The organism is Isoptericola sp. 178, from assembly GCF_030586525.1.
In the GTDB taxonomy this organism is placed as follows: domain Bacteria; phylum Actinomycetota; class Actinomycetes; order Actinomycetales; family Cellulomonadaceae; genus Isoptericola; species Isoptericola sediminis.
Genome location: NZ_JAUQYN010000002.1, coordinates 672,142 through 695,857, shown reverse-complemented (window position 1 = coordinate 695,857; position 23,716 = coordinate 672,142). Strand labels below are relative to the sequence as shown.

At 74.3% G+C, this 23,716-nt stretch carries 25 protein-coding genes and 2 tRNA genes; 15 read left to right on the top strand and 12 right to left on the bottom strand.

Annotated features, from left to right (window positions below):
* Window positions 1-179: 179 nt before the first annotated feature.
* The 5 genes from ettA to Q6349_RS07735 all read right to left on the bottom strand — a co-directional run bounded on the left by ettA (window position 180) and on the right by Q6349_RS07735 (window position 6,147).
* Window positions 180-1,862: an energy-dependent translational throttle protein EttA gene (gene ettA / locus Q6349_RS07755; RefSeq protein WP_304603567.1), complete on the bottom strand. Its 1,683-nt coding sequence runs from the start codon at window positions 1,860-1,862 to the stop codon at window positions 180-182.
* A gap of 83 nt (window positions 1,863-1,945) precedes the next feature.
* On the bottom strand, window positions 1,946-2,455 hold the full coding sequence (locus tag Q6349_RS07750; RefSeq protein ID WP_304603566.1) for a single-stranded DNA-binding protein: 510 nt from the start codon (window positions 2,453-2,455) through the stop codon (window positions 1,946-1,948).
* Between the two features lie 53 nt (window positions 2,456-2,508).
* Complete coding sequence (locus tag Q6349_RS07745; protein WP_304603565.1) at window positions 2,509-4,092, bottom strand: GTP-binding protein; 1,584 nt, start codon at window positions 4,090-4,092, stop codon at window positions 2,509-2,511.
* Window positions 4,089-5,744: a GTPase gene (locus tag Q6349_RS07740; protein WP_304603564.1), complete on the bottom strand. Its 1,656-nt coding sequence runs from the start codon at window positions 5,742-5,744 to the stop codon at window positions 4,089-4,091. The genes Q6349_RS07745 and Q6349_RS07740 overlap by 4 nt, the downstream gene beginning before the upstream one ends.
* Before the next feature lie 82 nt (window positions 5,745-5,826).
* Window positions 5,827-6,147, bottom strand: a complete 321-nt coding sequence (locus Q6349_RS07735) for a DUF3467 domain-containing protein (RefSeq protein ID WP_171247566.1) — start codon at window positions 6,145-6,147, stop codon at window positions 5,827-5,829.
* A 245-nt stretch (window positions 6,148-6,392) separates the two neighbouring features.
* Here Q6349_RS07735 and Q6349_RS07730 point away from each other — a divergent pair.
* The 8 genes from Q6349_RS07730 (at window position 6,393) to Q6349_RS07695 (ending at window position 11,653) form a co-directional block, all read left to right on the top strand.
* Window positions 6,393-6,466, top strand: a tRNA-Arg gene (locus Q6349_RS07730).
* Between the two features lie 604 nt (window positions 6,467-7,070).
* Window positions 7,071-7,709 (top strand): oligoribonuclease, encoded by a 639-nt coding sequence (gene orn, locus Q6349_RS07725; RefSeq protein WP_304603563.1) that lies wholly within the window; start codon window positions 7,071-7,073, stop codon window positions 7,707-7,709.
* 58 nt (window positions 7,710-7,767) lie between these two features.
* A tRNA-His gene (locus Q6349_RS07720) sits at window positions 7,768-7,843 on the top strand.
* Window positions 7,844-7,937: 94 nt separating this feature from the next.
* Entirely contained in the window at window positions 7,938-8,414 is a 477-nt protein-coding gene (locus Q6349_RS07715) for a GyrI-like domain-containing protein (RefSeq protein WP_304603562.1), read from the top strand.
* Window positions 8,415-8,510: 96 nt separating this feature from the next.
* Window positions 8,511-9,344: an ABC transporter ATP-binding protein gene (locus tag Q6349_RS07710; protein ID WP_171247561.1), complete on the top strand. Its 834-nt coding sequence runs from the start codon at window positions 8,511-8,513 to the stop codon at window positions 9,342-9,344.
* Window positions 9,341-9,979, top strand: coding sequence for an ABC transporter permease (locus tag Q6349_RS07705; protein ID WP_171247560.1), 639 nt, complete (start codon window positions 9,341-9,343; stop codon window positions 9,977-9,979). Before Q6349_RS07710 ends, Q6349_RS07705 begins: the two co-directional genes overlap by 4 nt.
* 1 nt (window position 9,980) lies before the next feature.
* On the top strand, window positions 9,981-10,664 hold the full coding sequence (locus Q6349_RS07700) for an ABC transporter permease (protein ID WP_304603561.1): 684 nt from the start codon (window positions 9,981-9,983) through the stop codon (window positions 10,662-10,664).
* Window positions 10,665-10,738: 74 nt separating this feature from the next.
* Window positions 10,739-11,653 (top strand): ABC transporter substrate-binding protein, encoded by a 915-nt coding sequence (locus Q6349_RS07695; protein WP_304603560.1) that lies wholly within the window; start codon window positions 10,739-10,741, stop codon window positions 11,651-11,653.
* Window positions 11,654-11,747: 94 nt separating this feature from the next.
* Here Q6349_RS07695 and Q6349_RS07690 read toward each other — a convergent pair whose 3' ends face one another.
* Together Q6349_RS07690 and Q6349_RS07685 are read right to left on the bottom strand one after the other, a co-directional pair.
* A complete protein-coding gene (locus Q6349_RS07690) occupies window positions 11,748-12,662 on the bottom strand; it encodes a RimK family alpha-L-glutamate ligase (protein ID WP_171247555.1) in 915 nt (304 codons plus the stop codon).
* A 65-nt stretch (window positions 12,663-12,727) separates the two neighbouring features.
* Complete coding sequence (locus Q6349_RS07685; protein ID WP_304603559.1) at window positions 12,728-14,212, bottom strand: NAD(P)/FAD-dependent oxidoreductase; 1,485 nt, start codon at window positions 14,210-14,212, stop codon at window positions 12,728-12,730.
* A 215-nt stretch (window positions 14,213-14,427) separates the two neighbouring features.
* Between Q6349_RS07685 and Q6349_RS07680 the strand changes: the two genes are divergently transcribed.
* The 5 genes from Q6349_RS07680 to Q6349_RS07660 are packed head-to-tail and all read left to right on the top strand — an operon-like array spanning window position 14,428 to window position 18,822.
* The gene (locus tag Q6349_RS07680) at window positions 14,428-15,021 is read left to right on the top strand and encodes a biotin transporter BioY (protein ID WP_304603558.1); all 594 of its coding nucleotides are present in this window, start codon (window positions 14,428-14,430) and stop codon (window positions 15,019-15,021) included.
* On the top strand, window positions 15,022-16,437 hold the full coding sequence (locus tag Q6349_RS07675; RefSeq protein WP_304603557.1) for a class I adenylate-forming enzyme family protein: 1,416 nt from the start codon (window positions 15,022-15,024) through the stop codon (window positions 16,435-16,437). It abuts the gene before it with no gap.
* Window positions 16,434-17,531, top strand: coding sequence for a thiolase family protein (locus Q6349_RS07670; protein ID WP_304603556.1), 1,098 nt, complete (start codon window positions 16,434-16,436; stop codon window positions 17,529-17,531). Before Q6349_RS07675 ends, Q6349_RS07670 begins: the two co-directional genes overlap by 4 nt.
* Window positions 17,528-18,220, top strand: a complete 693-nt coding sequence (locus Q6349_RS07665) for an energy-coupling factor ABC transporter ATP-binding protein (RefSeq protein WP_304603555.1) — start codon at window positions 17,528-17,530, stop codon at window positions 18,218-18,220. Before Q6349_RS07670 ends, Q6349_RS07665 begins: the two co-directional genes overlap by 4 nt.
* Window positions 18,217-18,822, top strand: coding sequence for an energy-coupling factor transporter transmembrane protein EcfT (locus tag Q6349_RS07660; RefSeq protein ID WP_304603554.1), 606 nt, complete (start codon window positions 18,217-18,219; stop codon window positions 18,820-18,822). The genes Q6349_RS07665 and Q6349_RS07660 overlap by 4 nt, the downstream gene beginning before the upstream one ends.
* 1 nt (window position 18,823) lies before the next feature.
* Here Q6349_RS07660 and trmB read toward each other — a convergent pair whose 3' ends face one another.
* From trmB to Q6349_RS07635, 5 genes are all read right to left on the bottom strand, one after another.
* A complete protein-coding gene (gene trmB / locus Q6349_RS07655) occupies window positions 18,824-19,636 on the bottom strand; it encodes a tRNA (guanosine(46)-N7)-methyltransferase TrmB (protein ID WP_304603553.1) in 813 nt (270 codons plus the stop codon).
* Window positions 19,637-19,671: 35 nt separating this feature from the next.
* Window positions 19,672-20,079, bottom strand: a complete 408-nt coding sequence (locus tag Q6349_RS07650) for a pilus assembly protein CpaE (protein ID WP_171247546.1) — start codon at window positions 20,077-20,079, stop codon at window positions 19,672-19,674.
* Window positions 20,080-20,182: 103 nt separating this feature from the next.
* Window positions 20,183-20,833: a hypothetical protein gene (locus Q6349_RS07645; RefSeq protein WP_304603552.1), complete on the bottom strand. Its 651-nt coding sequence runs from the start codon at window positions 20,831-20,833 to the stop codon at window positions 20,183-20,185.
* Window positions 20,834-20,908: 75 nt separating this feature from the next.
* Window positions 20,909-21,835, bottom strand: a complete 927-nt coding sequence (locus Q6349_RS07640) for a hypothetical protein (protein ID WP_304603551.1) — start codon at window positions 21,833-21,835, stop codon at window positions 20,909-20,911.
* Window positions 21,836-22,026: 191 nt separating this feature from the next.
* Entirely contained in the window at window positions 22,027-22,731 is a 705-nt protein-coding gene (locus Q6349_RS07635) for a type II CAAX prenyl endopeptidase Rce1 family protein (protein ID WP_304603550.1), read from the bottom strand.
* Between the two features lie 36 nt (window positions 22,732-22,767).
* On the opposite strand from Q6349_RS07635, the gene Q6349_RS07630 reads away from it, so the two are divergent.
* Together Q6349_RS07630 and Q6349_RS07625 are read left to right on the top strand one after the other, a co-directional pair.
* The gene (locus Q6349_RS07630; RefSeq protein ID WP_304603549.1) at window positions 22,768-23,412 is read left to right on the top strand and encodes a DUF2975 domain-containing protein; all 645 of its coding nucleotides are present in this window, start codon (window positions 22,768-22,770) and stop codon (window positions 23,410-23,412) included.
* A complete protein-coding gene (locus tag Q6349_RS07625) occupies window positions 23,412-23,702 on the top strand; it encodes a helix-turn-helix transcriptional regulator (RefSeq protein WP_304603804.1) in 291 nt (96 codons plus the stop codon). The genes Q6349_RS07630 and Q6349_RS07625 overlap by 1 nt, the downstream gene beginning before the upstream one ends.
* Window positions 23,703-23,716 lie beyond the last annotated feature (14 nt).

The following is a 23,716-nucleotide window of genomic DNA, read 5'->3' as shown; positions in this document are numbered from 1 at the left end:
CAGTCTGCACACTCCGGACGTTCGGTGCAGGGGCGTCCCGGTGTCCGTGTCGTCCCCTGCTGCGGCCCACCGGGTGACGATGCTGGTCAGGAGCGCCGTCGCTGCTCCGTGACCCGGAGCACGGCGAAGCCCGTGACCCGACGTCGTCGAGGTCACGGGCTTCGCCCGCGAGGGGAGGATCAGTCGCGGGTCAGGCGACGGTAGGTCACGCGGTGCGGCCGAGCCGCCTCGGCGCCGAGCCGCTCGACCTTGTTCTCCTCGTAGGAGGCGAAGTTGCCCTCGAACCAGTACCAGTTCGCGGGGTTCTCCTCGGTGCCCTCGTAGGCCAGGATGTGCGTGGCCACGCGGTCGAGGAACCAGCGGTCGTGGGACACGACGACGGCGCAGCCGGGGAACTCGAGCAGCGCGTTCTCCAGCGAGCCGAGGGTCTCGACGTCCAGGTCGTTGGTGGGCTCGTCGAGCAGCAGCAGGTTGCCGCCCTGCTTGAGGGTCAGCGCCAGGTTCAGACGGTTGCGCTCACCACCGGAGAGCACCCCGGCCGGCTTCTGCTGGTCGGCACCCTTGAAGCCGAAGGACGCCACGTAGGCGCGCGAGGGGATCTCGACGTTGCCGACCTGGATGAAGTCGAGACCGTCCGAGACGACCTCCCACAGTGACTTGTCCGGGTCGATACCGCCGCGGGACTGGTCGACGTAGGAGATCTTGACCGTCTCGCCGACCTTGAGGTCGCCGCCGTCGAGGGGCTCCATGCCGACGATCGTCTTGAACAGCGTCGTCTTGCCGACACCGTTCGGCCCGATGACGCCGACGATGCCGTTGCGCGGCAGCGTGAAGCTCAGGCCGTCGATGAGCTGGCGGTCGCCGAAGCCCTTCTGCAGGTTCTCGGCCTCGAGCACCACGTTGCCCAGCCGCGGACCGGCCGGGATCTGGATCTCCTCGAAGTCGAGCTTCTTGGTGCGCTCCGCCTCGGCGGCCATCTCCTCGTAGCGGGCCAGACGCGCCTTGGACTTGGTCTGCCGACCCTTGGCGTTCTGCCGCACCCAGTCGAGCTCGTCCTTGAGGCGCTTGGACAGCTTGGCGTCCTTCTTGCCCTGGACCTTGAGGCGCTCCTGCTTCTTCTCCAGGTAGGTGGAGTAGTTGCCCTCGTAGGGGTAGAGGCGGCCGCGGTCGACCTCGCAGATCCACTCGGCGACGTGGTCGAGGAAGTAGCGGTCGTGGGTGACCGCCAGGACGGCGCCCGGGTAGGTGGCCAGGTGCTGCTCCAGCCAGAGGACGGACTCGGCGTCCAGGTGGTTGGTGGGCTCGTCCAGCAGCAGCAGGTCGGGCTTCTCGAGCAGCAGCTTGCACAGCGCGACGCGGCGGCGCTCACCACCGGACAGCACCGACACCTCGGCGTCCGGCGGGGGGCAGCGCAGCGCGTCCATCGCCTGCTCGAGCTGGCTGTCGAGGTCCCAGGCGTCGGCGGCGTCGATGGCCTCCTGGAGCTCACCCATCTCGGACATCAGGGCGTCGAAGTCCGCGTCGGGCTCGGCCATGAGAGCGGAGATCTCGTTGAACCGGTCGACCTTCGCCTTGATCGGGCCCACCCCCTCCTCGACGTTCCCGAGGACGGTCTTGGACTCGTTGAGCGGAGGCTCCTGCTGCAGGATGCCGACCGTGTAGCCCGGGGAGAGGCGCGCCTCGCCGTTGGAGGGCTGGTCGAGCCCGGCCATGATCTTGAGGATCGTCGACTTCCCGGCGCCGTTCGGGCCGACGACGCCGATCTTGGCGCCGGGCAGGAAGTTCAGCGACACGTCGTCGAGGATGACCTTGTCGCCGTGCGCCTTGCGCGCCTTGTACATGGAGTAGATGAACTCAGCCACTGGCTTGCTTCCACCGTTCGATCGCGCTTCGTCTGGGGTTCCGGCAGACACGCCGCCTCGCGGCGTGCGGCCGGTGACCCAGCCTACGCGACGGCGGCCTCCGCGGCGGGATCGAGGGCATCTTCGGGGTCGTGGGCTCCGTCGCGGTCCTCCGCCGCGTCGGCCCCGCCGTCCCAGGGGTCGGGCGGGGTCGCCGAGCCGGACGGCGTCCGCTCCGTGGCCGGGTCGTCGTGGGTCACCTTGGTGAACCGCGTCAGTCCACGGGTCGCGTCGGGGCCGACGGCGTCGGCGTCGATGATCAGCGCGTACCGGTCCCGGCCCTCCTTGTCGACCCACTCCTCGGTCGAGGGGCGGCCCGTGACGACGACGGGCTGTCCCGGCGTGATCGACTCGCAGATCGTGCGCGCCGCACCGCGGAAGGCCTTGACGGTGAACCACGTGGTCCGTCCGTCGCGCCACTCCCCCGTGGCGGCGTCACGCAGCCGCCGGGTGCTGCCCACCCGGAAGCTCGTCCACGGCACGTCGTGGGCCGACAGGTGCAGCACCGGGGCCGTCCCGACGTAGCCGGTCACGGTCACCTTCGCGTCGCTCATCGCGTCCTCCTGGGATCCTCGGGCCGGCGCGGTGCCGGCCGTCCGCCCCAGGTTCACGTCACGGCGCCGGCTCGGTCCCCCTCGTCGGTCGCGTCGGTGGACGACGCGGCGATCTCGTCCGCTGTGGGTAGCCGGTGGCTCCCGGTCAGCGGTGCCGCCGACGGCAGCTCCCGCACGGACAGGGCGTGGTCGCGCACCTGTCGGTGCTCGCCGAGCACGCGCTCGGTGGGCTCACCCAGCCGGGCCACCAGCACGTCCCGGACGGCCCGCCGCCCTTCGGAGCGCACCTCCTCCTGCCGACGCCGAGCCTTGCGACGACGCTGCACCACCCGCACGACCGCGAGCACCGCGGCCGCCACCACCAGGGCACCGCCGGACGCCGCCAGCACCAGCCCCCACGGCTGGGCCAGGGTCAGCACGTCGCCGAGCGCGAGCCCACCGACCACCCCGAGCACGACGCCCAGGGCGAGGCAGACCCACGCCACCCGGCGCAGCGCCCGCGCGTGCCGCGGGCCGCTCACGTCCAGGTCGACCTCACGCAGCGCCGCGGTCACCGCGGCGCGCAGCTGGTCGGCGGAGGCGGCCGACTCGGCCAGCGACCGCTGCCACCCGGGACGCAGCGACGCCCCGGCGCGGGTCAGCCAGCGTGCGCGCGCCAGGGCGATGGCGTCCCGGTCCGGCGCGGGCAGCTCCGGCATCCCGTACCGGTTGCGCACCGCGGCACCCACCTGGCTGGCCACGGCGTCGAGACCGGTCGCGGCCACCACCGGTTCGAGCTCACGGTCGACCGCCGCGTCGAGCCGCCAGGGCACGTCCGCCGGCGTCTGCGCCAGCAGCGCGGCCCCGGCGGCGTCGAGCTCGGCCGCGGCCCGCCCGGCTGCGACGGACCGGCGCGCGCAGGCCTCCTCGAGCACCTCGCGCACCCGGGCGACACCTTCACCGGTGCGCGCGGAGACCGGCTGGACGAGGACGTCGTGCAGGCCGTCGTCGGCGAGCAGCCGCTCCAGGTCCTCCACCAGGTTGTCGCGCTGGGAGTCCGGGACGGTGTCGACCTGGTTCAGGACCACGACCATCGAGGACTCCGAACCGACCTGGGCACGCAGGTAGCCGGAGTGCAGGGCGTCGTCGGCGTACTTCTGCGGGTCCACGACCCACACCAGCAGGTCGACCAGCGGCAGCACCCGGTCCACGACCTCCCGGTGGGCCGGCTCGACGGAGTCGTGGTCGGGCAGGTCGAGCAGCACCAGACCCGCCATGGCCCCGGCGCCGTCCCCCTCGAGGACCTCGGAGTGGGTGATGCGCCGCTCGCGGTCGACGCCGACCCAGTCCAGCAGCGGATCGGCCTCGTCGGACCACGAGCAGGCCGTCACGCGGGCGGTCGTCGGCCGCTTGACGCCCACGTCGGCGAACGACAGCCGGGAGATCTTGTTGAACAGGCTCGACTTGCCCGATCCGGTGCCGCCGGCGAGCGCCACCACGGTGTGGTCGACGCCGAGGTCGAGGCGTTGCCGCACTCCCTCGACCGCGGTCCGGACCCGCTCGGCGGTCGCGGCGTCGAGACGCGGGCCGGCGAGGTCGAGGGCCCGGGCGAGGTCCTCGGTGCGGGCCCGCAGGGTCGCGTCGTGCGAGGGGTTCACGTGAGCCTCCTCAGCTCGGCGAGGCGCAGGCGCAGCGGGGAGGCCGCGTCGTCGGCCAGGTGGGGTGAGTCCAGGCCCTCCAGCACGGCGTCGACCTCGCGGTCGACGACGGCGGCGGCCCGGTCGGCGAGGTCGTCGCGCAGTGCGTCGACCTGGTCGTCCAGCACGTCCCCGAGCACGCGGTCCAGCAGCCGGCGCGCGTCGTCGCTGCCGGCCGCCGCGGCGAGCAGCAGGGTCGCCAGACCGCGCTCCCCGAACGCCCGGGCGGCCGCGGTGACGGGTCGGGACGGCTCGGCGCCGAGGACGTCGGCGACCCGGCGGTCGGCCTCGTCGGCCCAGGCGGAGACCGTCGCGGGGACGGCCTGCTCGCGGTCGGTCGCCCGGTCGTCCGCGTCCGGCAGGACGGCCGCGCCACCGGGCGGCGCGGCCGGACCGTCCAGCACGGCACGCAACCGGTCGGCGACACGGGCTCCGGAGGCCGTGAGGGTGTGCTCGGCGGCCTGCCGGATGTCCTCGCGCAGCACGTCGAGACCCGCCGAACGGATCCGCCCGGCACGACGCGTGCTGCGGACGTGGTCACCGCGGAACTTCAGCCGGTCGATCCGGGCCGTGCCCGACAGCTCGCGCCACCGTGCCTCGACCGCGGCACCCGCGACGACGCCGGCGCCGACGGCGTCCCGGGCGAGCCCCCGGGCGGCGGGCACCTCGGCCTCCACGGTGCGACGGAGCGTCGTCGCGGCCGCGGCCTGGGCCTCGACGGCGTCGGCCAGGGACGTCACCCAGCCCGGCAGGGCGTTCAGGGATCCCTTGAGCGTGCGCACCACGACGGCACGGGACCGCTCCGGCCCGGCCAGCATCGTGAGCCAGCGCTTGACCTGGGCGACGGGCTTGTCCTCGAGCAGCCCCTCGTGGGGTCCGACGTCGGGCACGACGAAGAGCGGCGTGTCGACCATGCCGTGCGCACGGAGCCGGCTCATGAGGTCCCCGCGGATGGTGACCAGGTCCTCGCGCGGGACGCGGTTGAGCACCATCGCCACGGAGGCGCCGCGTTCGGTCGCCCGCGCCAGGGCCTGCCAGGGCAGCGCGTCGCCGTACCGGGAGGCCGTGGTGACGAACAGCCACAGGTCGGCGGCCTCGAGGAGCTGCTGGGCCGTGGACCGGTTCTCCTGGACGAACGAGTCGAGGTCGGGGGCGTCGAGCAGAGCCGTGCCGCGGGGCACGCCCTCGTGGTGCACGACCCGGGACAGCTCGGTGACCGGCCCCTCGGCGATGACGTCGGCGTCGGCCGGGTTGAAGGCGAGCACCGGTTCACGGGTGGTCGGGCGCAGCACGCCGGCGGCGGAGATCTCCTCCCCCAGCAGCGAGTTGTACAGCGTCGACTTGCCGGCGCCGGTGGAACCCGCGACGACGACGATCGCGGGCGAGCTGAGCTCGGCCATCCGCGGCAGGAGGTGCTCGTCGAGCTGGGCGAGCAGCCGGTCGCGCGAACCCTCCGCCTCGGCGGCTCCGTCGAGGGGCATGGGCAGCCGCACCGCGGCGACGTCGCGCCGCAGGTCCTTGGCGACGTCGTAGACGGTGAGACCGATCTCCGCGTCCGCATCGGCGCCGGACCGTCCACCGAGGAACCGGCTCGAGCGCATGGAGGTAGTCACGCCAACATCCTGGCCTGCCGGGCGGTCGGTGCCAAACGCGCGCGCCGACCGGCCGACGTTTCCGCCGTCCGGACCAGGGCGGTCAGTCCTTCGGACCGGACCCGTCCGCCTTGTGACCAGTCTCCCGCTCCCACGCGTCGAGCTGCTGGGTCAGGGCGCGCGCCAGCTCGAACACCTGCTGCGGCGGGATCCGCACGCGGGAGACGACCCGGGCGGGCATCACCCTCCCGCCCGTCTCGGCCCCGGTCGTCTTGTCGACGGCCGCCTTGGCCGGGGACTTCGCGGCGACGAAGTCGAGGACGAACGAGGCCGACGTGTGCCACACGGAGGCGAAGTCGGCGGGCACCCCCGTCTCGTGCTCGGTGGGCAGGTCGACCTGGAGCCGGAGCTCGCTGCTGGCCATGACGGTCCTCTCGCGACAGGGAGTCGGTCCCCTCGACCGTACCCGGCCGACACACCGCGATCGGGGAAGCGCGACACGATCGGCGAGACTCCGGAATCCGGCGGCGTCCAGCACCCTGGACCGCCGGCCGTCCCTTCTGGAGGCCCCCGAGGGAGGCCCCGTCGGTCGTTGCGGACGGACCGGGCGACGGACCGTGCTCGAGCCCGCTCGGACCGTCCGGGTGCTCCGCTAAACTCGGCACGCTTGCCTCCGTAGCTCAGCTGGACAGAGCGGGTCACTTCTAATGACTAGGTCGCGGGTTCGAATCCTGCCGGGGGCACCGACACAGCGACGCACGACGTCGTCGGCTCGCCGACCGCCCTCGTGACCGGGACATCCCGGGACCCACCCCGGCCGGCCGCGGTGGGTGAAGTCGGGCCCGAAACGTACTCCGGACGCCTCCCCCGGCTCCCTGTCAGAAAAGACCGTGCATTCGGTCCACCCCTCGAGGCATCCTCGAACCACACCGCGGTGACGTCGTCCGGACCCTTCCGGGCGCACGGGTGGCCCCTGGCCCGGGCCATATCTCCCCACGTCACGAAAGAAGTCGATCCATGCATCCCCTCGAAGCACATGCCGTCGCCCGAGCCCTCCACGAGGAGCGGCAGGCGGAGGCAGCACGTGCCCGGCATGCCCGGGAGCGGCGCGCCGCCCCGCAGGCGTCAGCATCCCCGCGGCGGCCGCGACTGCGGCACCTGTTCCCGGTGCGGCGGCCGTCCGTCGGCCACGTGTCCGGCGTCCGTGTGGCATGACGCCCCGGCACGACCACCCGTCCACCGAGCCCCGGCGGACCGCGACCTCTCCGAGCGTCCGGACCGCCGGGGCTCCTTGCTGCGGCGGGCCGCTCCCCCGACCCGTGCCGCGCGGAACGTAGGCTGATCCCCGTGAGCCCGAGCAACCCGAACGACCGCATCGTGTGGATCGACTGCGAGATGACCGGCCTCGACACCCGGGCGGACGCCCTGGTGGAGGTGGCCGCCGTGGTCACCGACTCCGAGCTCAACGTGCTCGGGGACGGCGTCGACGTCGTCATCCGACCGCCGGCCGAGGCCCTGGAGCAGATGAACGACTTCGTGCGCGAGATGCACACGACGTCCGGCCTGCTCACCGAGTTGGAGAACGGCACCACGCTGGCCGACGCCGAGGCTCGTGTGCTGGCGTACGTCCGCGAACACGTGCCCGAGGTGCGCAAGGCGCCCCTGGCCGGCAACTCCGTGGGCACCGACAAGGTGTTCCTGGAGCGGGACATGCCCGAGCTGACGGGCCACCTGCACTACCGGATCGTCGACGTGTCCTCCGTCAAGGAGCTCGCCCGCCGCTGGTACCCGCGGGTCTACTTCGCCTCCCCGCCCAAGGACGGGGGCCACCGCGCGCTGGCGGACATCCTGGAGTCGATCGACGAGCTGCGGTACTACCGCGAGGCGCTGTTCGTGCCCCAGCCCGGTCCGGACACCAAGACCGCCCGCCAGGTCGCTGCCCGGATCAAGGAGACCTCGGTCACGAACTCGACCTCGATGTCCTGATCACGTCCCTGACCATGTACACTTTTCGACGGCCGCAAAGCTCTGCGCGGCGGCCGTGGTGGCTATAGCTCAGTCGGTAGAGCGCCTGGTTGTGGTCCAGGAGGTCGCCGGTTCAAGCCCGGTTAGCCACCCCATCGAGACGGTCTCGGCGCGACGCGCCGGGACCGTCTCCTCGTCTCCCGGCTCGCTAGGATCGATCCCACCGCACCGACGCGAGGGAGTCCGACCATGTCCGCACCGTCGTTCACCGACCCCACGATCGAGACCCGCGGCGAGCAGCACCTCGCGGTGGTCCGCGAGACGGTCGCCCTCGCCGACATCCCCGCTCTCTACGACCGGGCCTTCCCGCTGATCTTCGCGGCCCTGGGCCGCGCGGGCGTCGAACCCGTCGCGCCGCCGCTGGGCATCAGCCACCGCATGCCCGCCGAGACCCTCGACCTGTCGGTCGCCGTCCCGGTCGCGGAACCGTTCGCCGACGACGGCGAGGTCGCCGGCGAGACCCTGCCCGCCGGCCGGGCGGCCACGGTGCTGGTACGCGGCGAGTACGACCAGATCGCGCCCGCCTACGAGCACCTCTTCGGCTGGGTCGCCGCCCAGGGCCTCGTCCCGACCGGGATCGCCTGGGAGCAGTACCTCACCGAACCGTCGCCGGGCGGCGACCCGTCCCGCACCGAGACGCTCGTCGGCGTCGATCTCGTGGGCTGAGAGCCGCCGCGACCGGCGGGTTCGCTCGCACACCGCGCCCAGGTGTGATCGGCTGGGGCCGGTATCCCCGCGAGCGCCCGGAGGCGAGCAGACCCGATGATCGAGTTCCGGTCGGTCACCAAGACCTATCCCGACGGCACGCACGCCGTCGACGACTTCTCCCTGGTCGTGCCCGCCCACACCACGACGGTGCTGGTCGGTTCCTCCGGCAGCGGCAAGACCACCCTGCTGCGGATGATCAACCGCATGGTGGAGCCGACGTCGGGCACCATCGAGATCGACGGCGAGTCGATCGCGGAGCGCGATCCCGTGCGGTTGCGGCGCAGCATCGGGTACGTGCTGCAGAACGGCGGCCTGCTCCCCCACCACCGCGTCGTCGACAACGTCGCCACCGTGCTGCGGCTGGAGGGCACGCCCAAGCAGCAGGCCCGGGACCGCGCGATGGAGGTGCTCGACGTCGTCGGCCTGGACCGCTCGCTGGCCACCCGCTACCCGAGCCAGCTCTCCGGGGGCCAGCAGCAGCGCGTCGGGGTGGCGCGCGCGCTGGCCGCCGACCCGAACATCCTGCTCATGGACGAGCCGTTCGGCGCCGTCGACCCGATCGTGCGGGCCGAGCTGCAGACGGAGACGCTGCGCCTGCAGCAGGAGCTGCACAAGACCGTCGTGTTCGTCACCCACGACATCGACGAGGCGTTCCTGCTCGGGGACCAGGTGGTGATCCTCGAGACCGGTGCGCAGGTCGCCCAGATCGGCTCCCCGAGCGAGATCATCGAGAACCCGGCGAGCGAGTTCGTGGCCAGCTTCATCGGCACCGAGCGGGGCGCCCGGGCGCTGCGCACCAAGGAGACCGGTCACGGCACGGTGCTGGTGGACGCCACGGGCCGCACCCAGGGGCGGCTGGTCGGGGACGACGACGAAGGCACCGCATGAGCTGGGTCGTCGAGAACCTCGACCTCATCGGTCGGCTGACGGTCGAGCACCTGCGGCAGAGCGCGCTGCCCATCGTCCTGGGGCTGCTGCTGTCGATCCCGGCGGGCTGGTTCGCGTTCCGCTTCCGCCTCACCCGCGGCGTGGTGCTGACAGCCGTGGGCCTGCTGTACACGATCCCGTCGCTGGCGCTGTTCGCGCTGCTGCCGCCGCTGCTGGGCATCAGCTTCCTGTCGGAGGTCAACCTGATCGTCGCGCTGACGATCTACGCCGTGGCGATCATGACCCGGTTCGTCGCCGACGCGCTGTCCTCCGTCGAGCCGTCCGTGCGGCAGGCGGCCGACGCCGTCGGGTACGGCACGTGGCGGCGGTTCTGGCAGGTGGACCTGCCCCTGGCCGGCCCGGTCGTGCTGGCCGGCCTGCGGGTGACCGCGGTGTCGACCATCTCGCTGTGCACCGTCGGCATCCTCATCGGGATCGACAACCTCGGCTACCTGTTCACCAACGGCTACCAGCGCCAGATCATCCCCGAGATCCTCGCCGGCGTGGTCGCCGTCGTCGTCATCGCGCTGCTGGTGGACTGGCTGCTGGTGCTCGCGGGGCGGGCGCTCATGCCCTGGACCCGGAAGGGGGCGTGAGATGGACCTCTTCGCCGACGCGATCGCCTGGATCTTCTCCCCCGACGCGCAGTCGGGTTCGCTGCCTCTTCCCGAGGCGATCTGGACCCACCTGGCGTTCACGTTCGTGTCCGTGCTCATCGCCGCGGCCGTGGCCGTCCCGGCCGGCTGGCTCGTCGGGCACACCGGCCGGGGTCGCGAGGCCGCGGTCGCGCTGTCGGGCGCGGCGCGGGCGGTGCCGTCGTTCGGTCTGGTGCTGCTGCTCGTCCTGGTCTTCGGGGTCACCCACAAGGTGGGGGCGTCGACGACGGCGTTCGTCCTGCTCGCGATCCCGCCGATCCTCGCAGGCGCCTACTCCGGCGTGGAGGCCGTGGAGCGCCGGGTGGTCGACGGCGCACGGGCGGTCGGCATGACGTCACGTCAGGTGCTGGGCAAGGTGGAGATCCCGCTGGGTCTACCGCTGCTGATCGGCGGCCTACGCTCGGCGACCCTGCAGGTGGTGGCCACGGTGACGCTCGCCGGGTACGTCGGGAGCTGGGGGCTGGGCTTCTACATCGTCCAGGGCATCCAGATCCGCGACTTCGCGCAGATCCTCGGTGCGGCGCTGGTCATCGTGGTGCTCGCCGTCGTGCTCGACCTGCTGTTCGCGCTGCTGGAGCGCGCGGTCGTGCCGCACGGTGTCGCGGCCCGACGCTCCGCCGACTGAACAGGACGAACCGGGCACCCCGTGCTTGACTGGGACGGCCCACGCCGACCTGGCACCTGGAAAGAGGCACACAGATGCGCACCATCCGACGCACCACCGCACTCGTGGCCGGCGCAGCAGCGGCACTGCTGACCCTCACCGCGTGCGGGGGCGACTCGGACCCGCTGGAGCAGGACACGGGCGACGGCGGCGAGGAGACGTCCTCCGACACGATCGTCGTCGGCTCGCAGGCCTACTACTCGAACGAGATCATCGCCGAGATCTACGCCCAGGCCCTGGAGGCCGACGGCTTCACCGTCGAGCGCAACTACTCCATCGGCCAGCGGGACGCCTACATGCCGGCGCTCGAGGCCGGCGAGGTGCAGGTCTTCCCGGAGTACACCGGCAACCTGCTGCAGTACTACGACCCGGAGACGACCGCGACCTCGGCGGACGACGTCTACGCCGAGCTCGCCGACGCCCTGCCGGAGTCGCTGACCGTGCTGGACCAGTCACCGGCCACCGACCAGGACTCCTACAACGTGACGGCCGCGTTCGCCGAGGCCGAGGGGCTGACCTCGATCGGGGACCTCGCCGGCCTCGAGGACCTCACGCTCGGCGGTCCGGCCGAGCTCGAGGAGCGCCCGTACGGTCCGCAGGGGCTGTCGGAGGTCTACGACGTCGACGTCGCGTTCGAGGCCACCGGTGACACGACCGTGCAGGACCTGGTGGCGGGGACGGTGGACGTCGCGAACGTCTTCAGCGCCGACCCGCGCATCCAGACCGAGGACCTCGTGACGCTGGAGGACCCCGAGGGTCTGTTCCTCGCCTCCAACGTCGTGCCGCTGGTCAGCACCGACGTGGCCGACCAGGTGGCGGACGTCATCAACCCGGTCAGCGCCGCCCTGACCCCGGAGGGTCTGGTCGACCTCAACGTCCAGTCCACCGAGGAGCAGCGCTCCAGCGAGGACATCGCCGCCGACTGGCTCAGCGAGAACGGTCTCGCCTGACCGTCCCGCACGCACATCGAGCGTGCTCGCTCGGGCCCTCATTCGCTCAGGAAAGGGCCCGAGTGAGCACGCTCGATGCGTGTCCGGGGTGGCCTCAGCCGAGGCGGGCGACGATCGCGTCGGCGAGACGCTCCGCGGTCCCCGCGTCACCGGCGTGCTTGAGCCACAGCGACGGCTCGGTGAGCTCCAGCTCGATGACGGTCGGGGTGCCGTCCTCGCCCGTGACCAGGTCGACCCGGGCGTAGAGGAACGGCTTCGTCACCCCGAGGCGGTCGTGCGCCACGGCGATCGCCCGGCGGGCCACGTCGACCTGCGCCGCGGTGGGCTCGACCGGCTCCATCTGCTCCTTGCGGTACAGCCCCGCGGTGGGCCGGCTCGGGCCGGTCAGCAGCGCGTTCTTGCGCACCGCGTGCTGCACCTCGCCGTCGACGAAGACCAGGCAGGTCTCCCCGGCGGTGTCGACGCTGGTGACGTAGGGCTGGATCATCACGGCACGGCCGTCGTCCAGCAGCGCCTTGGCGTGCTCGATCGCCAGGGCCCGCGACTCGGCGCTCACCGGCTGGTAGCGGCCGGTGTCCTTCGCGCCCGCCGACACGACCGGCTTGACGACGAAGTCGCCGAAGGCCGGCATCCGGGTGTGGATGGCGCGCTTGCCGAGGTGGCGCTCGGGGTCGAGCCAGATCGTGGGGATCACCGGGACGCCCGCCTCGTCGAGGGTCTGCAGGTAGGTCTTGTCGGTGTTCCAGGCGATGACGTCGGCGGCGTTGGCCAGGTTCGGCACCGACCGGGCCCACTCGATGAACTCGTCGCGGCGCGGGGAGTAGTCGTAGGTGGATCGCACCACGACGAGGTCGTAGGACGACCAGTCGACGTCCGGGTCGTCCCACACGACCGGCTCCGCGGTCACGCCGCGTGCGGCGAGCGCGGGGAGGATCGGACGGTCGTCCGCGTCGAGGTCGGGCAGGACGGAGCAGGTGGCGAGTCCGACTCGCTTCGTCGTGGTGGTCACGGGCCCCAGGATATCGGGGCCTCGCGGGACCGGGCGCGAGCGACCGGCAGGCGGACCGCCCTGGCTCACAGGCCGTAGGCCTCCAGCAGGCGCAGCCACATCTCGCTGACCGTGGGGAAGGCGGGCACCGCGTGCCACAACGTGCCCAGCGGCACCTCGGCCACGACGGCGATGGTGGCGGCGTGCAGCATCTCGGCGGCGTCCGGACCGACGACGGTCGCCCCGACGATCACCTCGCGCTCGGTGTCGACGAGCACCTGGACGCGTCCGGCGTAGTGCGGCGAGGTGACCGCGGCGCCGGCGACGCCGCCCAGGTCGACGGAGACCGTCCGCACCGGCAGGCCGGCACGGGTCGCCTCGGCCTCGGTCGGACCGACCCAGGCGACCTCGGGGTGCGCGAACACGACGTGCGTGCGCGCCCCGTGGTCGGCCCGGGCGGCGTACCGGCTCCACCCGGAGCCCGACGACGCGGCTGCCGCCTCGCCGTCCCCGCCGGACCCGTAGAGGGCGGCGATCACGTCCCCGGCCACGCGCGCCTGGTACTTGCCCTGATGGGTGGTCCCGACCCGCCCCGTCACGTCGCCGCACGCGAACAGCCACGGGTGCCCGACGACGTCGCGTGCGACGCCCTGCACGGCGGTCGAGTCCTCGATCGTCAGGGGCGTGCCCGGCTCCAGCCCGACGCTGTCCAGCCCGACGTCCCCGGTGCGGGGACGCCGGCCGGTGGCCACGAGCAGCTCGGCCCCGGTGACGGGCCCGGGCCCGTCGTCACCGGCGACCGTCACGGTGACGGGCCCTCCGGGTGCCGGTCGCTCGACCCGCCGGGCCTCGACCCCGAGGCGCACGTCCACCCCGGCGGCACGCAGCGCGTCGGCCACCATCTCCCCGGCGAAGGGTTCGGCGCCCTCGAGCAGCCCCTCACGGGCGAGCAGGGTGACCCGCGCGCCGAGGTCGGCGTAGGCGGTCGCCATCTCGACCCCGACGACGCCCCCGCCGAGGATCACCAGGGACTCGGGCACGGCCTCGGCCGCGGTGGCCTCGCGCGAGGTCCACGGGTTGGCGGCGGCGAGTCCGGGTACGTCCGGGACCACCGGCGCGCTCCCCGTGGAGACGACGACGGCGCAGCGCGCGGCCAGCCGGTGCGTCTCCCCCTCGGCGTCGTCGTCGACACCGGTGGCCGGGACCACCTCGACGAGGCGTTCACCGACGAGACGGCCGTGGCCCCGCACCAGCGTGATGCCCACCGAGGCGAGCCAGTCCTCCTGGCCGGAGTCGTCCCCCTCGCCGGTCATCTCGTCGCGCCGGGCGAGCACCGCCGACACGTCCAGCGGGCCGGGGTCGGCGACGCCGGCCGCGTCGCGCGCCACCTGCCGGGCCGCCCCGGGGTGCAGCAGCGTCTTGGAGGGGATGCATGCCCAGTACGAGCACTCCCCACCCACCAGCTCGGCCTCGACGACCGCGACGGACAACCCGCCGCGCGCCGCCCGGTCGGCCGCGTTCTCCCCGACGGGGCCGGCCCCGATGACGATGACGTCGTAGGTCTGCTCCATCGGTGCATCGTGTCGCGTCGCGGCGGGTTCCGCAGCGTGAGTCGTGCTGCGGTGTCCCACCACCCGGGGACCGCGAGGTTGGCCGAACCCGACAACCGCTTGTGGGATTCGTGCACGATGGTGGGGCCGGGCTGGCCGACCGGACCGGCGCCCCGCACGCGGCGGGGACAGCAGAGTGGGATCGCCCCCGCACCGCGCACGACGAAGGAGCACCGTTGACCGACACCGTCGCCGGGACCACGACCCGGACCACCACCACCGCCGACGCCGCGCGGATCGCGACCTTCGCCGCCCTCATCGCCGTCCTCGGCCTGCCGGGGTCGATCGCGCTGTTCGGCAACGCCGTCCCGATCACCCTGCAGACGCTGGGGGTCATGCTCGCCGGGGCGATCCTGGGCGCGCGGCGTGGTGCACTGGCCGTGCTGACGCTGCTCGCCCTCGTGGCGGCCGGACTGCCGCTGCTCGCGGGGGGCCGCGGCGGCCTGGGCGTGTTCGTCGGCCCCTCGGCCGGATACCTCGTCGGGTTCGTCGCGGGCGCCTTCGTCGTGGGCTGGCTCGTCGAGCGGCAGCGCCGCGTGACCTTCCTCGGGGTGCTGGCCGCCGCGCTCGCCGGCGGGGTGGGCGTCGTCTACGCCGTCGGGATCCCCGTCCAGGCCCTGCTGACCGGCGTCCCCCTGCCCGAGACGGCGATGCTGTCGCTGGCCTTCCTCCCCGGGGACGTGCTCAAGGCGCTGGCCTGCGCCGCCGTCACCGCCGCCGTGGCACGGGCGTACCCGTCGGCGCTGCGCCGGCCGGGGCAGGAGGGCTGAGTGCCGGTCGCCCACCACGTCCTGCGCCACGCGCACGGCCCCGCCGCCGACCGGGTCGCCGTGCGCGGCGGCGAGCGCAGCCGCACCTACGCCGAGCTCGCGGCCGACGTCGTCGCGGGGGCCGGGCACCTGCGGGCCACCGGCACGGTCACCGGCGACCTCGTGGTGCTGTCGCTCCCCGACCCGCTGGACACCCTGGTCGCGCTGCTGGCCGTGGACCACGCGGGCGGCGTCGGACTGGTCGGCGACCCCGCCTGGCCCGGGCACCAACGGTCCGAGGTGCTGCGCGCCCTGGCTCCGGCCACCGAGGTGCGCACCCCGCTCCCCCGCGGCCACGGCGGTCCTCCCCCGTCCCCCGGGCCCGCCCCGGACCTGTCGACCCCCGCCTGGGCCGGGTTCTCCTCGGGCAGCACCGGGCGCCCGCGGGCGGTGGTGCGCAGCCGCGGGTCGTGGACGGCGTCGTTCGAGCACGTCTCCCGGCTGACCGGGACCCGACCCGAGGACACGGTGCTGGTCACCGGGCCGCTCACCAGCTCGCTGCACTGCTTCGCCGCGGTGCACGCCCTGGCGACCGGTGCCGGCGTGACGCTCGCACCCTCCGCCCCCGCCACGACGGCGGCGCTCGCCGCGGCCGACGTCGCCCACCTGGTGCCGTCCCGCCTCGACGACGTGCTGGACGCCCTCGACGCCGGGATGCCCTCCCGGCTGCGCACCGCCGTGGTCGGCGGGGCCGGGACGGACCCCGTCCAGCACGAGCGGGCCCGCGCCCACGGGGTAGAGGTCGTCACCTACTACGGCGCGGTCGAGCTGAGCTTCGTGGCGATCGACACCGGAGCCGGGCTCGTCCCGTTCCCCGAGGTGGAGGTCCAGGTGCGTCCGCAGCCGGGCACCCGCCTGGGCGAGGTCTGGGTGCGCTCGCCCTGGACGGCGACGGGGTACCTCGCCGGCGCCTCCGGGCCGCTGCGCACGGAGGACGGCTGGTGCACGGTCGGCGACCTGGCCGACCTGCCGACCTCCGGCGCCCCGTCGCTGCCCGCCGACGGCGCGCTGCGGCTGCGCGGCCGTGGTGACGGCGCGATCCTCACCGCCGGCGCCACCGTGGTCCCCGAGGACGTGGAGGCGGCGCTGCGCCCGGTGCCCGGGGTGCGCGACGTCGTGGTCGTCGGGGCGCCGCACCGCCGGTTCGGCGCGGTCGTCGTCGCCGTGGTCGAGGCCGACGAGCGGTCCGGCCTGCGCGCGCACCTCGAGCGCGTCGCACGCGCGACGCTCACCCCCGCGCAACGGCCTCGCCGCTGGTACCGGCTCGCCGCGATGCCCCGGACCTCCAACGGCAAGGTTGCGCGGTCCGCGCTGGGCGCGGCCGTGGCGGGACACGACCCGTCCGCGCGCGTCGGCGACCTCACGGTGCTGCGGTGAGCGTGGTCGTCGCGGCACGCCGCACCTGGGTCGGGCGTCCTGCCGCCGGGCACGCCCACGCGGACGAGACACGGCTGGCCGCCGCCGTGCTCAGCGCCGCGGCGCAGGACGCGTCCGCCGGGCGGGTGGACGACGTGGTGCTGGGCAACGCCGCCGGGCACGGCGGGAACGTGGCCCGGCGGGCGGCGCTCGCCGGCCTCGGCCTCGCCGTGCCCGGGATCAGCGTGGACCGGCAGTGCGCCTCCGGGCTGGCGGCCGTGGCGACGGGCGCGGCGCTGGTCGACGCCGGTCACGCGGACGTCGTGCTCGCTGGTGGGGTGGAGAGCACGACCCGCGCACCGGCGCGGTCGCACGGCCGCCTCGACTACCGCCGGGCCTCGTTCGCCCCGCCCCCGTGGGCCGACCCGGAAGCGGGTCAGGCCGCGGACCGGCTCGCCCGCGCTCGCGGCGTCACCCGCGAGCGCCAGCACGCCTACGCCATCGCCTCGCACAGCCGCGTACGAGCGGCCCACGAGGCCGGGTGGTTCGGGCCGGAGGTCACCGGCGTCGGCGGCCTGGACCGCGACGAGCACGCCCGACCGCTGCCCGGCCGGGTCCTGGACCGGCTGCCGGGCGCCTTCGACCCCGACGGGTCGGTGACGGCGGCCTCGGCGGCCCCGGCCGCCGACGGGGCCGCCGCCGTGGCGCTCGTCCCCGACGGACCCCCCGGGCTGCGCGTCCGCGGTGCGGCCACCGTCGCGTGCGGTCCGGACATGCCTCTGCTCGCGCCGGTGCGGGCGGTGCGCACGGTGTGCGAGCGCACCGGTGTCGGGCCGGCGGACCTGGCGGCGGTCGAGCTGGTCGAGGCCTTCGCCGTCCAGGCGCTCGTCGTGGCCGAGGACCTGGGGCTGGACCCGCTGGGTGACCCGCGCTGGAACCCGGACGGCGGCGCGCTGGGGGCCGGGCACCCCTTCGGGGCGAGCGGGGCGATCGCCGTCGTGCGGCTGTACTCCCGCCTGGTCCGCGGCGGGGCACCGGCCGGGGCGCTGGGCGTGGCCACGGCCGCCGGCACCGGGGGCGTCGGCGTGGCGCTGCTGCTGGAGGTCGTGCGATGAGCGAGATCGTGCTCGACGACGTCCACGTGCGGCGCGAGGGCCGGCACGTGCTGCGCGGGGTGTCGGTGCGGCTGACCGAGCGGCGGGTGGCGGTGATCGGCGCCAACGGGTCCGGCAAGTCGACCCTGGCCCGGCTGCTCAACGGACTGGTGACCCCGACGTCGGGCCGCGTGCTGGTCGACGGGCTGGACGTGCGGCGGCACGGCCGGGCCGTCCGTCGCCGGGTCGGGTTCGTCTTCACCGACCCGGACGCGCAGATCGTCATGCCGACCGTCGCCGAGGACGTCGCCTTCTCGCTGCGCGGCTCGGGGCTGTCCCGCGCGCAGGTCCGGGACCGGGTGGCGGCCGAGCTGGCACGGCACGGGCTGGCGGACCACGCCGGCCACCCGGCGCACCTGCTCTCGGGCGGGCAGAAGCAGCTGCTCGCGCTGTCGAGCGTCCTCGTGACCGCCCCCGACCTGGTGGTGGCCGACGAGCCGACGACGCTGCTGGACCTGCGCAACACCCGGCTGATCGCGGACCGGCTGGCGGCCCTGGAGCAGCGGGTCGTGCTCGTCACCCACGACCTGGACCTCGTGGACGGCTACGACCGGGTGCTCGTGGTCGACGAGGGTCGCGTCGTGGTGGACGACGTCCCGGCGGTGGCCGTGCCGGCCTACCGGGCGCTGATGGCGGCCCCGGTCCGATGACCGGGACCACCTCCGCGGCCCCGACCGGCGGCTCGCCCGTGCACCGGCTCGGCGCCGGCCCGAAGCTGGTGGCGCTGTGCCTGTGCTCGCTCGCGCTGCTGGGCGTGCGCGGTCCGCTCGGGGCGGGGATCGCCGTCGTCGGTGTCGTCGCGCTGCACGCGCTCGCCGGTCTCGGCCCCCGCGTGCTGTGGGCTCACGTCCGCCCGCTGCGCTGGGTGGTCGTGTGCCTGCTGGCGGTGCAGTGGTGGCTGCTGGGCCCGGTCGAGGCCGTCGTGCTCAGCACCCGGCTCGTCGCCCTGGTGGCCCTCGCCGGTCTCGTGACGGCCACCACGGCGACGCAGGACGTCCTGGACACCCTGGAGAGCGCGCTGCGGCCGGGCCGCCGGTGGGGCGTCGACCCCGAGCGGGTGGCGCTCGTGCTGGCCCTGACGCTGCGTTCGGTACCGGTCCTGGCGGACCTGGCCGCGCGGGTCCGGGACGCCCAGCGGGCGCGGGGCCGGGAGGCGGACGTGCGCGCGTTCGCCGTCCCGCTGGTCGTCGGGTCCCTGCGCCGGGCCGACGCCCTCGGCGAGGCCCTGCGGGCCCGTGGGCTGGACGACTGAGTCAGACCCGGACGTACTCCAGGTCCGTCACCGAACGGCCGGCGTTCAGGCCCTTGCGCTCGAAGCTGGTCATGACCCGGCCCTCGAAGCGCGGCGCCCGGCCGCCCGGTCCGTGGGCGTTGCGGAAGCCGTCGGCGGCGTCGCCGACCTCCAGCATGACCTCGCCGTACTCGGCCCAGTCGGTCGCCAGCCGCCATCGGCCGCCGGGCCGGATCGCGCGGGCCGCCAGCTCGGCGAAGGCCGGGGTCACGAGGCGGCGCTTGTGGTGCCGCTTCTTGGGCCACGGGTCCGGGAAGAACACCCACAGCTCGTCCAGGCTGCCCTCCGGCAGCCCGTGACCGAGCAGCTCGGCGGCGTCGACCTGCATGATCCGCAGGTTGTCGAGCTCGTGCCCGGGGTCCCCGCCGGCCACCGCCGGGTCGGCACCGGCGTGCCCGGCCCGCACGATGGTCTGCGCGACGCCCGGCCGGTAGACCTCGACCGCCAGGTGGTCACGCTCGGGGTGGGTCGCCGCGGCGTGCACGACGCACTCGCCGAGGCCCGTCCCGATCTCGAGCACGAGCGGGGCCGTGCGGCCGAACTCCGCGACCGGGTCGAACTGCCAGTCGGGGTGCACCGAGAGGTCCCGGTGCTCGTGCGGGACGTCCACCAGGTAGCGGTGACGGCGCGTGTCCCACGCCTTCTGCTGCCCCGGGGTCAGACGCGCGGTGCGCCGCACGAAGCTGAGCGGACGGCGGTGGTGACGGGTGTCGACGGTGTCGTCTCCCGGGGTGTCCTGCGGGGTCCCGGGGTTCTCCTGCGATGGGTTCGGCACCGGACCAGGGTAGTCGTGCCCGCCGCCGGCGCGGGTCACACCGAGGACAGCCCGATGAGCGCCAGCAGCGCCTCCCCGTAGGCGTCGGACGCGTCGCGGGCCTCGAAGACGCGCTGCTCGCCGAGCAGCTCGACCTCGACGGCGAATACCTCTCCGTCGTACCGCAGGGCCCGGAAGGTCCTGCCGAGCAGCTCGCGGAGCTGGTCCTCGCGCGGCAGCCACAGCGTGTCGTCGAGGTCGACGGAGTCCAGCGCCCACTCGGTGGTGCCGTTGAACCCCAGGATCGTGCCGGTGTCGAAGTGGTGCGCCTCCACCACGAGCGTCGAGACCGTGAAGACGTCCTCGAGGAGGTCGGGCGCGTCGATGTGGAAGCGGTCGCCGTCGGCGGGCTTCCAGAGGAGTCCCGCGTCGCGCAACCGGGTGGCGAGCTCCGTGGAGATCATCACCCCATCGTGCACCGTCAGGCCGTGGACGCCAACGGGTCGCCGGCGGCGCGGGCGGCCCGGCCGGGGTGCGCTCCCGGCCGGGCCGCGGCTCCTCGACGGGTCAGCCCTGCGGGTGGATCCCCACCTGCTGGACCGGCTGCGGCCCGGACTCGTACAGCACGGGCTTCACAGGTCCGTGCACGAGCTCGTTGACCTGCACGTCGACCAGGTCGTGCCCCGCGACCTGCGAGACGTCCGTCAGGTGGATCCTGACCTGCACCGCGCTTCCGCGGGGCAGCCCGGTGCTCCCCGGGTCGCGCAGCACGGCCTGCCCGCTGACGACGGCCTGCTGCCCGGCGCCGTCCACGGCCGCGTCCGGGAAGGCCAGGTGGCCGTCATGGCCGTCATGGCCCCCGCCGTGACCGCCGCCGGGGCCGTGACCGCCGCCTTCACCGCCGACCATGACGCGGTGGACCTCGAGGTCCGCCAGGCGCAGCCCGTCGGACCCGGGCGTCTGCAGGACCAGCGAGCCCCAGCAGTCGATGGTCGCGTCCTGCGGCCGGCACGACGTCACGCCGTCACCGTCCGTCCCGCTGTGCGCCGTCAGGGCGATCCGCAGCCCGCCGTCGCGCAGCGCGGACGCCGGGTTGACCGCCGTCATGGTGACCCCGGGGGTGGACTCCCCCTCCGCCGCCGCGGCCACCTGGGCGGAGGCTCCGACGAGGAGCACCGCCAGCAGGGTCCGCGACACCCTGCTCACCATCCTGGACATGTCCCACTCCTCTCCGCCAGCCGGCCGGGTCGGGTGCCACCCGTGGCGGCACCCGACCCACGCGGCCCGGCCGGATCAGCCCCGGCCGAGGGCGTTGCCGCCGCCCTGGCCGCCGTTGCCACCTCGGGGACGGTCGGCCGGACGGCCGCCGTTGCCGCCACCGTTGCCGCCGCCCTTGTTCCCGACGTTCACCACGAGGGTGACCGTGTCGTCGACGCCGTCGCCGTCGCTGTCGCTGAGCGTGCCGGCATCGGTCGCCCCGAGCCCGACGGCCGGCGTCGTCACGGTGATCAGGTACTCACCGCCGACGGGCTTCTGCCAGTTGTACCCGTAGACGACCCGGCCGGTGGAGTTGACCTCGGCGCCGTAGGCGATCTCGTCCGCCACCACGACCGAGCCGTCGGTGGTGCGGATGTCGAGGGTGGCGCCGCCGTCCCAGGCCCGGACCTCCGGGTACGGGGACTCCTCGACACCGAGCGTCCCGTAGTGGGACTCGCGGTCCAGCAGCGTCGGGTCCAGCTTCACCACCGTGTACCCCGGCATCGGGAACGCGGTCGGGTCGGCGAACAGGCCGATCTCCACCCGGATCGGGGTCCCGGCCTTCAGGGGGGCGTTCTGCAGGTTGTCCCCCCACTCGGCACCGACGGTCAGCGTGTCGGCCGCGGCCTCGGCGCAGTCGGCCTGCCAGGTGGCGATCCCCTGGACCCAGTAGTCCAGGTGCTCGTCGGGGATCCCGTCACCGTCGGTGTCGACGCCCTTCGTCCCGGCCGGGTCGACCGAGTCGTCGCCGTCCGTGCAGGTCCCCCCGAACGGCGACCCCGCCGCGCCGGGCACGAAGACGGTCGGGACGGACAGGTTGTTGGCCCCCAGCTCGCCCTCGTCGCCCGGGGGATGGGGCGGGCCGCCGCCCCCGGGCGCCGCCTGGACGCCGGTGATGCTCATCGTCGTCAGCAGGACCGCTCCCGCGACAGCTCCGACGCCACGTCGCGTCGACCTCGTCATCATGATCGTTCGCCTCGCTCCCGTGCGCGGGATCTCGACCACCGAGGGGCCACGCTGGTCCGGGGCGGCACCGGATCCCTGAGATGTCCTTCGATCGTCACGCCGGACATCCCTGTCCGGACAGTGCAGGACGACCCTGTGCGACCGGGACCTTGGACGCTGACCCGACAATGCGGTCACGGCGGTCCGGGTCACCCGTGCTGGACGACCAGCGCCACGATCACGGTGGCGTTCCAGCACGAGTGCGCTACCACCGGCGCGGTGAGACGCCCCGTGCCGACGAACAGCGCCGTGTAGGTCGCCCCGGCGACGAGGATCGAGACCAGGTCGGGCACGGTCGCCGGCAGGTGCAGCACGGCGAAGAGCACGACCGAGACCACGACGGCCACGGCCCGGGCCCGACGACGATCGGCGAACACCTGCGGGACGGCGCCGACGAGGACGCCGCGGAACCACAGCTCCTCGGCCAGCCCGCCACCCACCACGCCCAGGACCAGCGCGCCCACGACCGCCGACCAGCCACCCGACGTCAGGCGCAGGACCTCCTGGACGCCCTCGTTCGCCACTCCCCCGGCCAGCGGGACGAGGACGCCCAGCTCGAGCGCCAGCCGGGGCGGGACCGTCGCCAGGGCCAGCAGCGTGTCGCGCCGCCACCGACCGGCCCCGATCCCGACGGCGGCGGGCCCGGCCCCGCGGCGTCGCAGCCACCACGCGGCCGTCCCCGCCGCCCCCGCGAGCTGGACGGCGGCGAGGCCGACCAGCATGACCGGTCCGAGGTCGGTGAGGACGCCGACGACGATCGGCGCGCCCACGAACCACAGCAGGCAGCCGACCAGGAAGAGGGTGACGGTTCCGGCCCGGGTCCGGGCGCTGGTGCGGGAAGGGACGGTCGACATCGGGCACCTCACTGGCATATCGATTATCGTGATGCCATGACCCTAGCGTATCGATTGTCGATATGGCGCCGTCGGCGGACCGACGACGCCTCCACACCACGACGGACGGCCTCACGCGCCGTCACCGTGCTGACCGTGCTGGCCGCCGTGGCCGCCCTGCTCGCCGGGACCGGTGCGCTCGTCGCGGACAACATCCTCGTCCCCGTCACCGGGCAGGCGGCGACCACCGCGAGCGACGACGGCCGCCACCTGCTGGGCGGGACCACGACCTCGACGCTGACGATCGTCGAGCCCACGGCCGGCGAGCGCCTGTGGGTGTTCGCCCCCGCCGTGGCGTGGTGCCTCACCGCGGTCGCCTGCGGGCTGCTGCTGCGCCGTGTCGTCCGGACGACCGAGACCGGCGACGCCTTCCACCCCGACAACGCGCGGCACCTGAGGCGGGTCGGCACGGTCGTGCTGGGCGGGGGCCTGCTCGCCGCGGCCGTCGCGACGGCCGGCCATCTCGTGCTCGTGCGCGACGCCGTCGCCGCCGGCTCCCTCACGGCACCGGGGGCGACCGTCCCGGCGGGCGAGGTCGTCGTGCCCGTGACGGCGTTCGCGGTGGCCGCGACCCTCTGGGGGGTGGCGGTGCTGCTGCGGCACGGGGCCGCCATGCGGGACGAGCTGCGAGGACTGGTGTGATACCACGCGACGACGCCACGGACGGCCCCCCGCACCGCGTGGTGGCCCACCTCGACCGGCTCCTCGAACGTCGCGGGCTGACCCTCGCCCAGCTCGCCGAGTCCGCGGGCGTCACCGTGGCGAACCTCTCGGTGCTCAAGAACAACCGGGCCCGGGCGATCCGCTTCTCGACGCTCACGGCGGTCTGCGACGCGCTCGGGTGCCAGCCCGGCGACCTGCTCAGCGTGGACCCCGGCCCGGACGGCGAGGGCGACCGCGGCGACGGAACCGACGGCACGGACGGCCGCTAGGACAGAGCACGAAG

Excerpts from the sequence above, each read along its gene's own strand:
- Q6349_RS07750 (WP_304603566.1), bottom strand. The coding sequence starts at position 2,455 with ATGAGCGACGCGAAGGTGACCGTGACCGGCTACGTCGGGACGGCCCCG.
- Q6349_RS07630 (WP_304603549.1), top strand. The coding sequence starts at position 22,768 with ATGACCCTAGCGTATCGATTGTCGATATGGCGCCGTCGGCGGACCGAC.
- Q6349_RS07695 (WP_304603560.1), top strand. The coding sequence starts at position 10,739 with ATGCGCACCATCCGACGCACCACCGCACTCGTGGCCGGCGCAGCAGCG.
- Q6349_RS07735 (WP_171247566.1), bottom strand. The coding sequence starts at position 6,147 with ATGGCCAGCAGCGAGCTCCGGCTCCAGGTCGACCTGCCCACCGAGCAC.
- Q6349_RS07645 (WP_304603552.1), bottom strand. The coding sequence starts at position 20,833 with ATGTCCAGGATGGTGAGCAGGGTGTCGCGGACCCTGCTGGCGGTGCTC.
- Q6349_RS07715 (WP_304603562.1), top strand. The coding sequence starts at position 7,938 with ATGTCCGCACCGTCGTTCACCGACCCCACGATCGAGACCCGCGGCGAG.
- Q6349_RS07700 (WP_304603561.1), top strand. The coding sequence starts at position 9,981 with ATGGACCTCTTCGCCGACGCGATCGCCTGGATCTTCTCCCCCGACGCG.
- Q6349_RS07640 (WP_304603551.1), bottom strand. The coding sequence starts at position 21,835 with ATGACGAGGTCGACGCGACGTGGCGTCGGAGCTGTCGCGGGAGCGGTC.
- Q6349_RS07650 (WP_171247546.1), bottom strand. The coding sequence starts at position 20,079 with ATGATCTCCACGGAGCTCGCCACCCGGTTGCGCGACGCGGGACTCCTC.
- Q6349_RS07685 (WP_304603559.1), bottom strand. The coding sequence starts at position 14,212 with ATGGAGCAGACCTACGACGTCATCGTCATCGGGGCCGGCCCCGTCGGG.
- Q6349_RS07635 (WP_304603550.1), bottom strand. The coding sequence starts at position 22,731 with ATGTCGACCGTCCCTTCCCGCACCAGCGCCCGGACCCGGGCCGGAACC.
- Q6349_RS07665 (WP_304603555.1), top strand. The coding sequence starts at position 17,528 with ATGAGCGAGATCGTGCTCGACGACGTCCACGTGCGGCGCGAGGGCCGG.
- Q6349_RS07710 (WP_171247561.1), top strand. The coding sequence starts at position 8,511 with ATGATCGAGTTCCGGTCGGTCACCAAGACCTATCCCGACGGCACGCAC.
- Q6349_RS07660 (WP_304603554.1), top strand. The coding sequence starts at position 18,217 with ATGACCGGGACCACCTCCGCGGCCCCGACCGGCGGCTCGCCCGTGCAC.
- Q6349_RS07705 (WP_171247560.1), top strand. The coding sequence starts at position 9,341 with ATGAGCTGGGTCGTCGAGAACCTCGACCTCATCGGTCGGCTGACGGTC.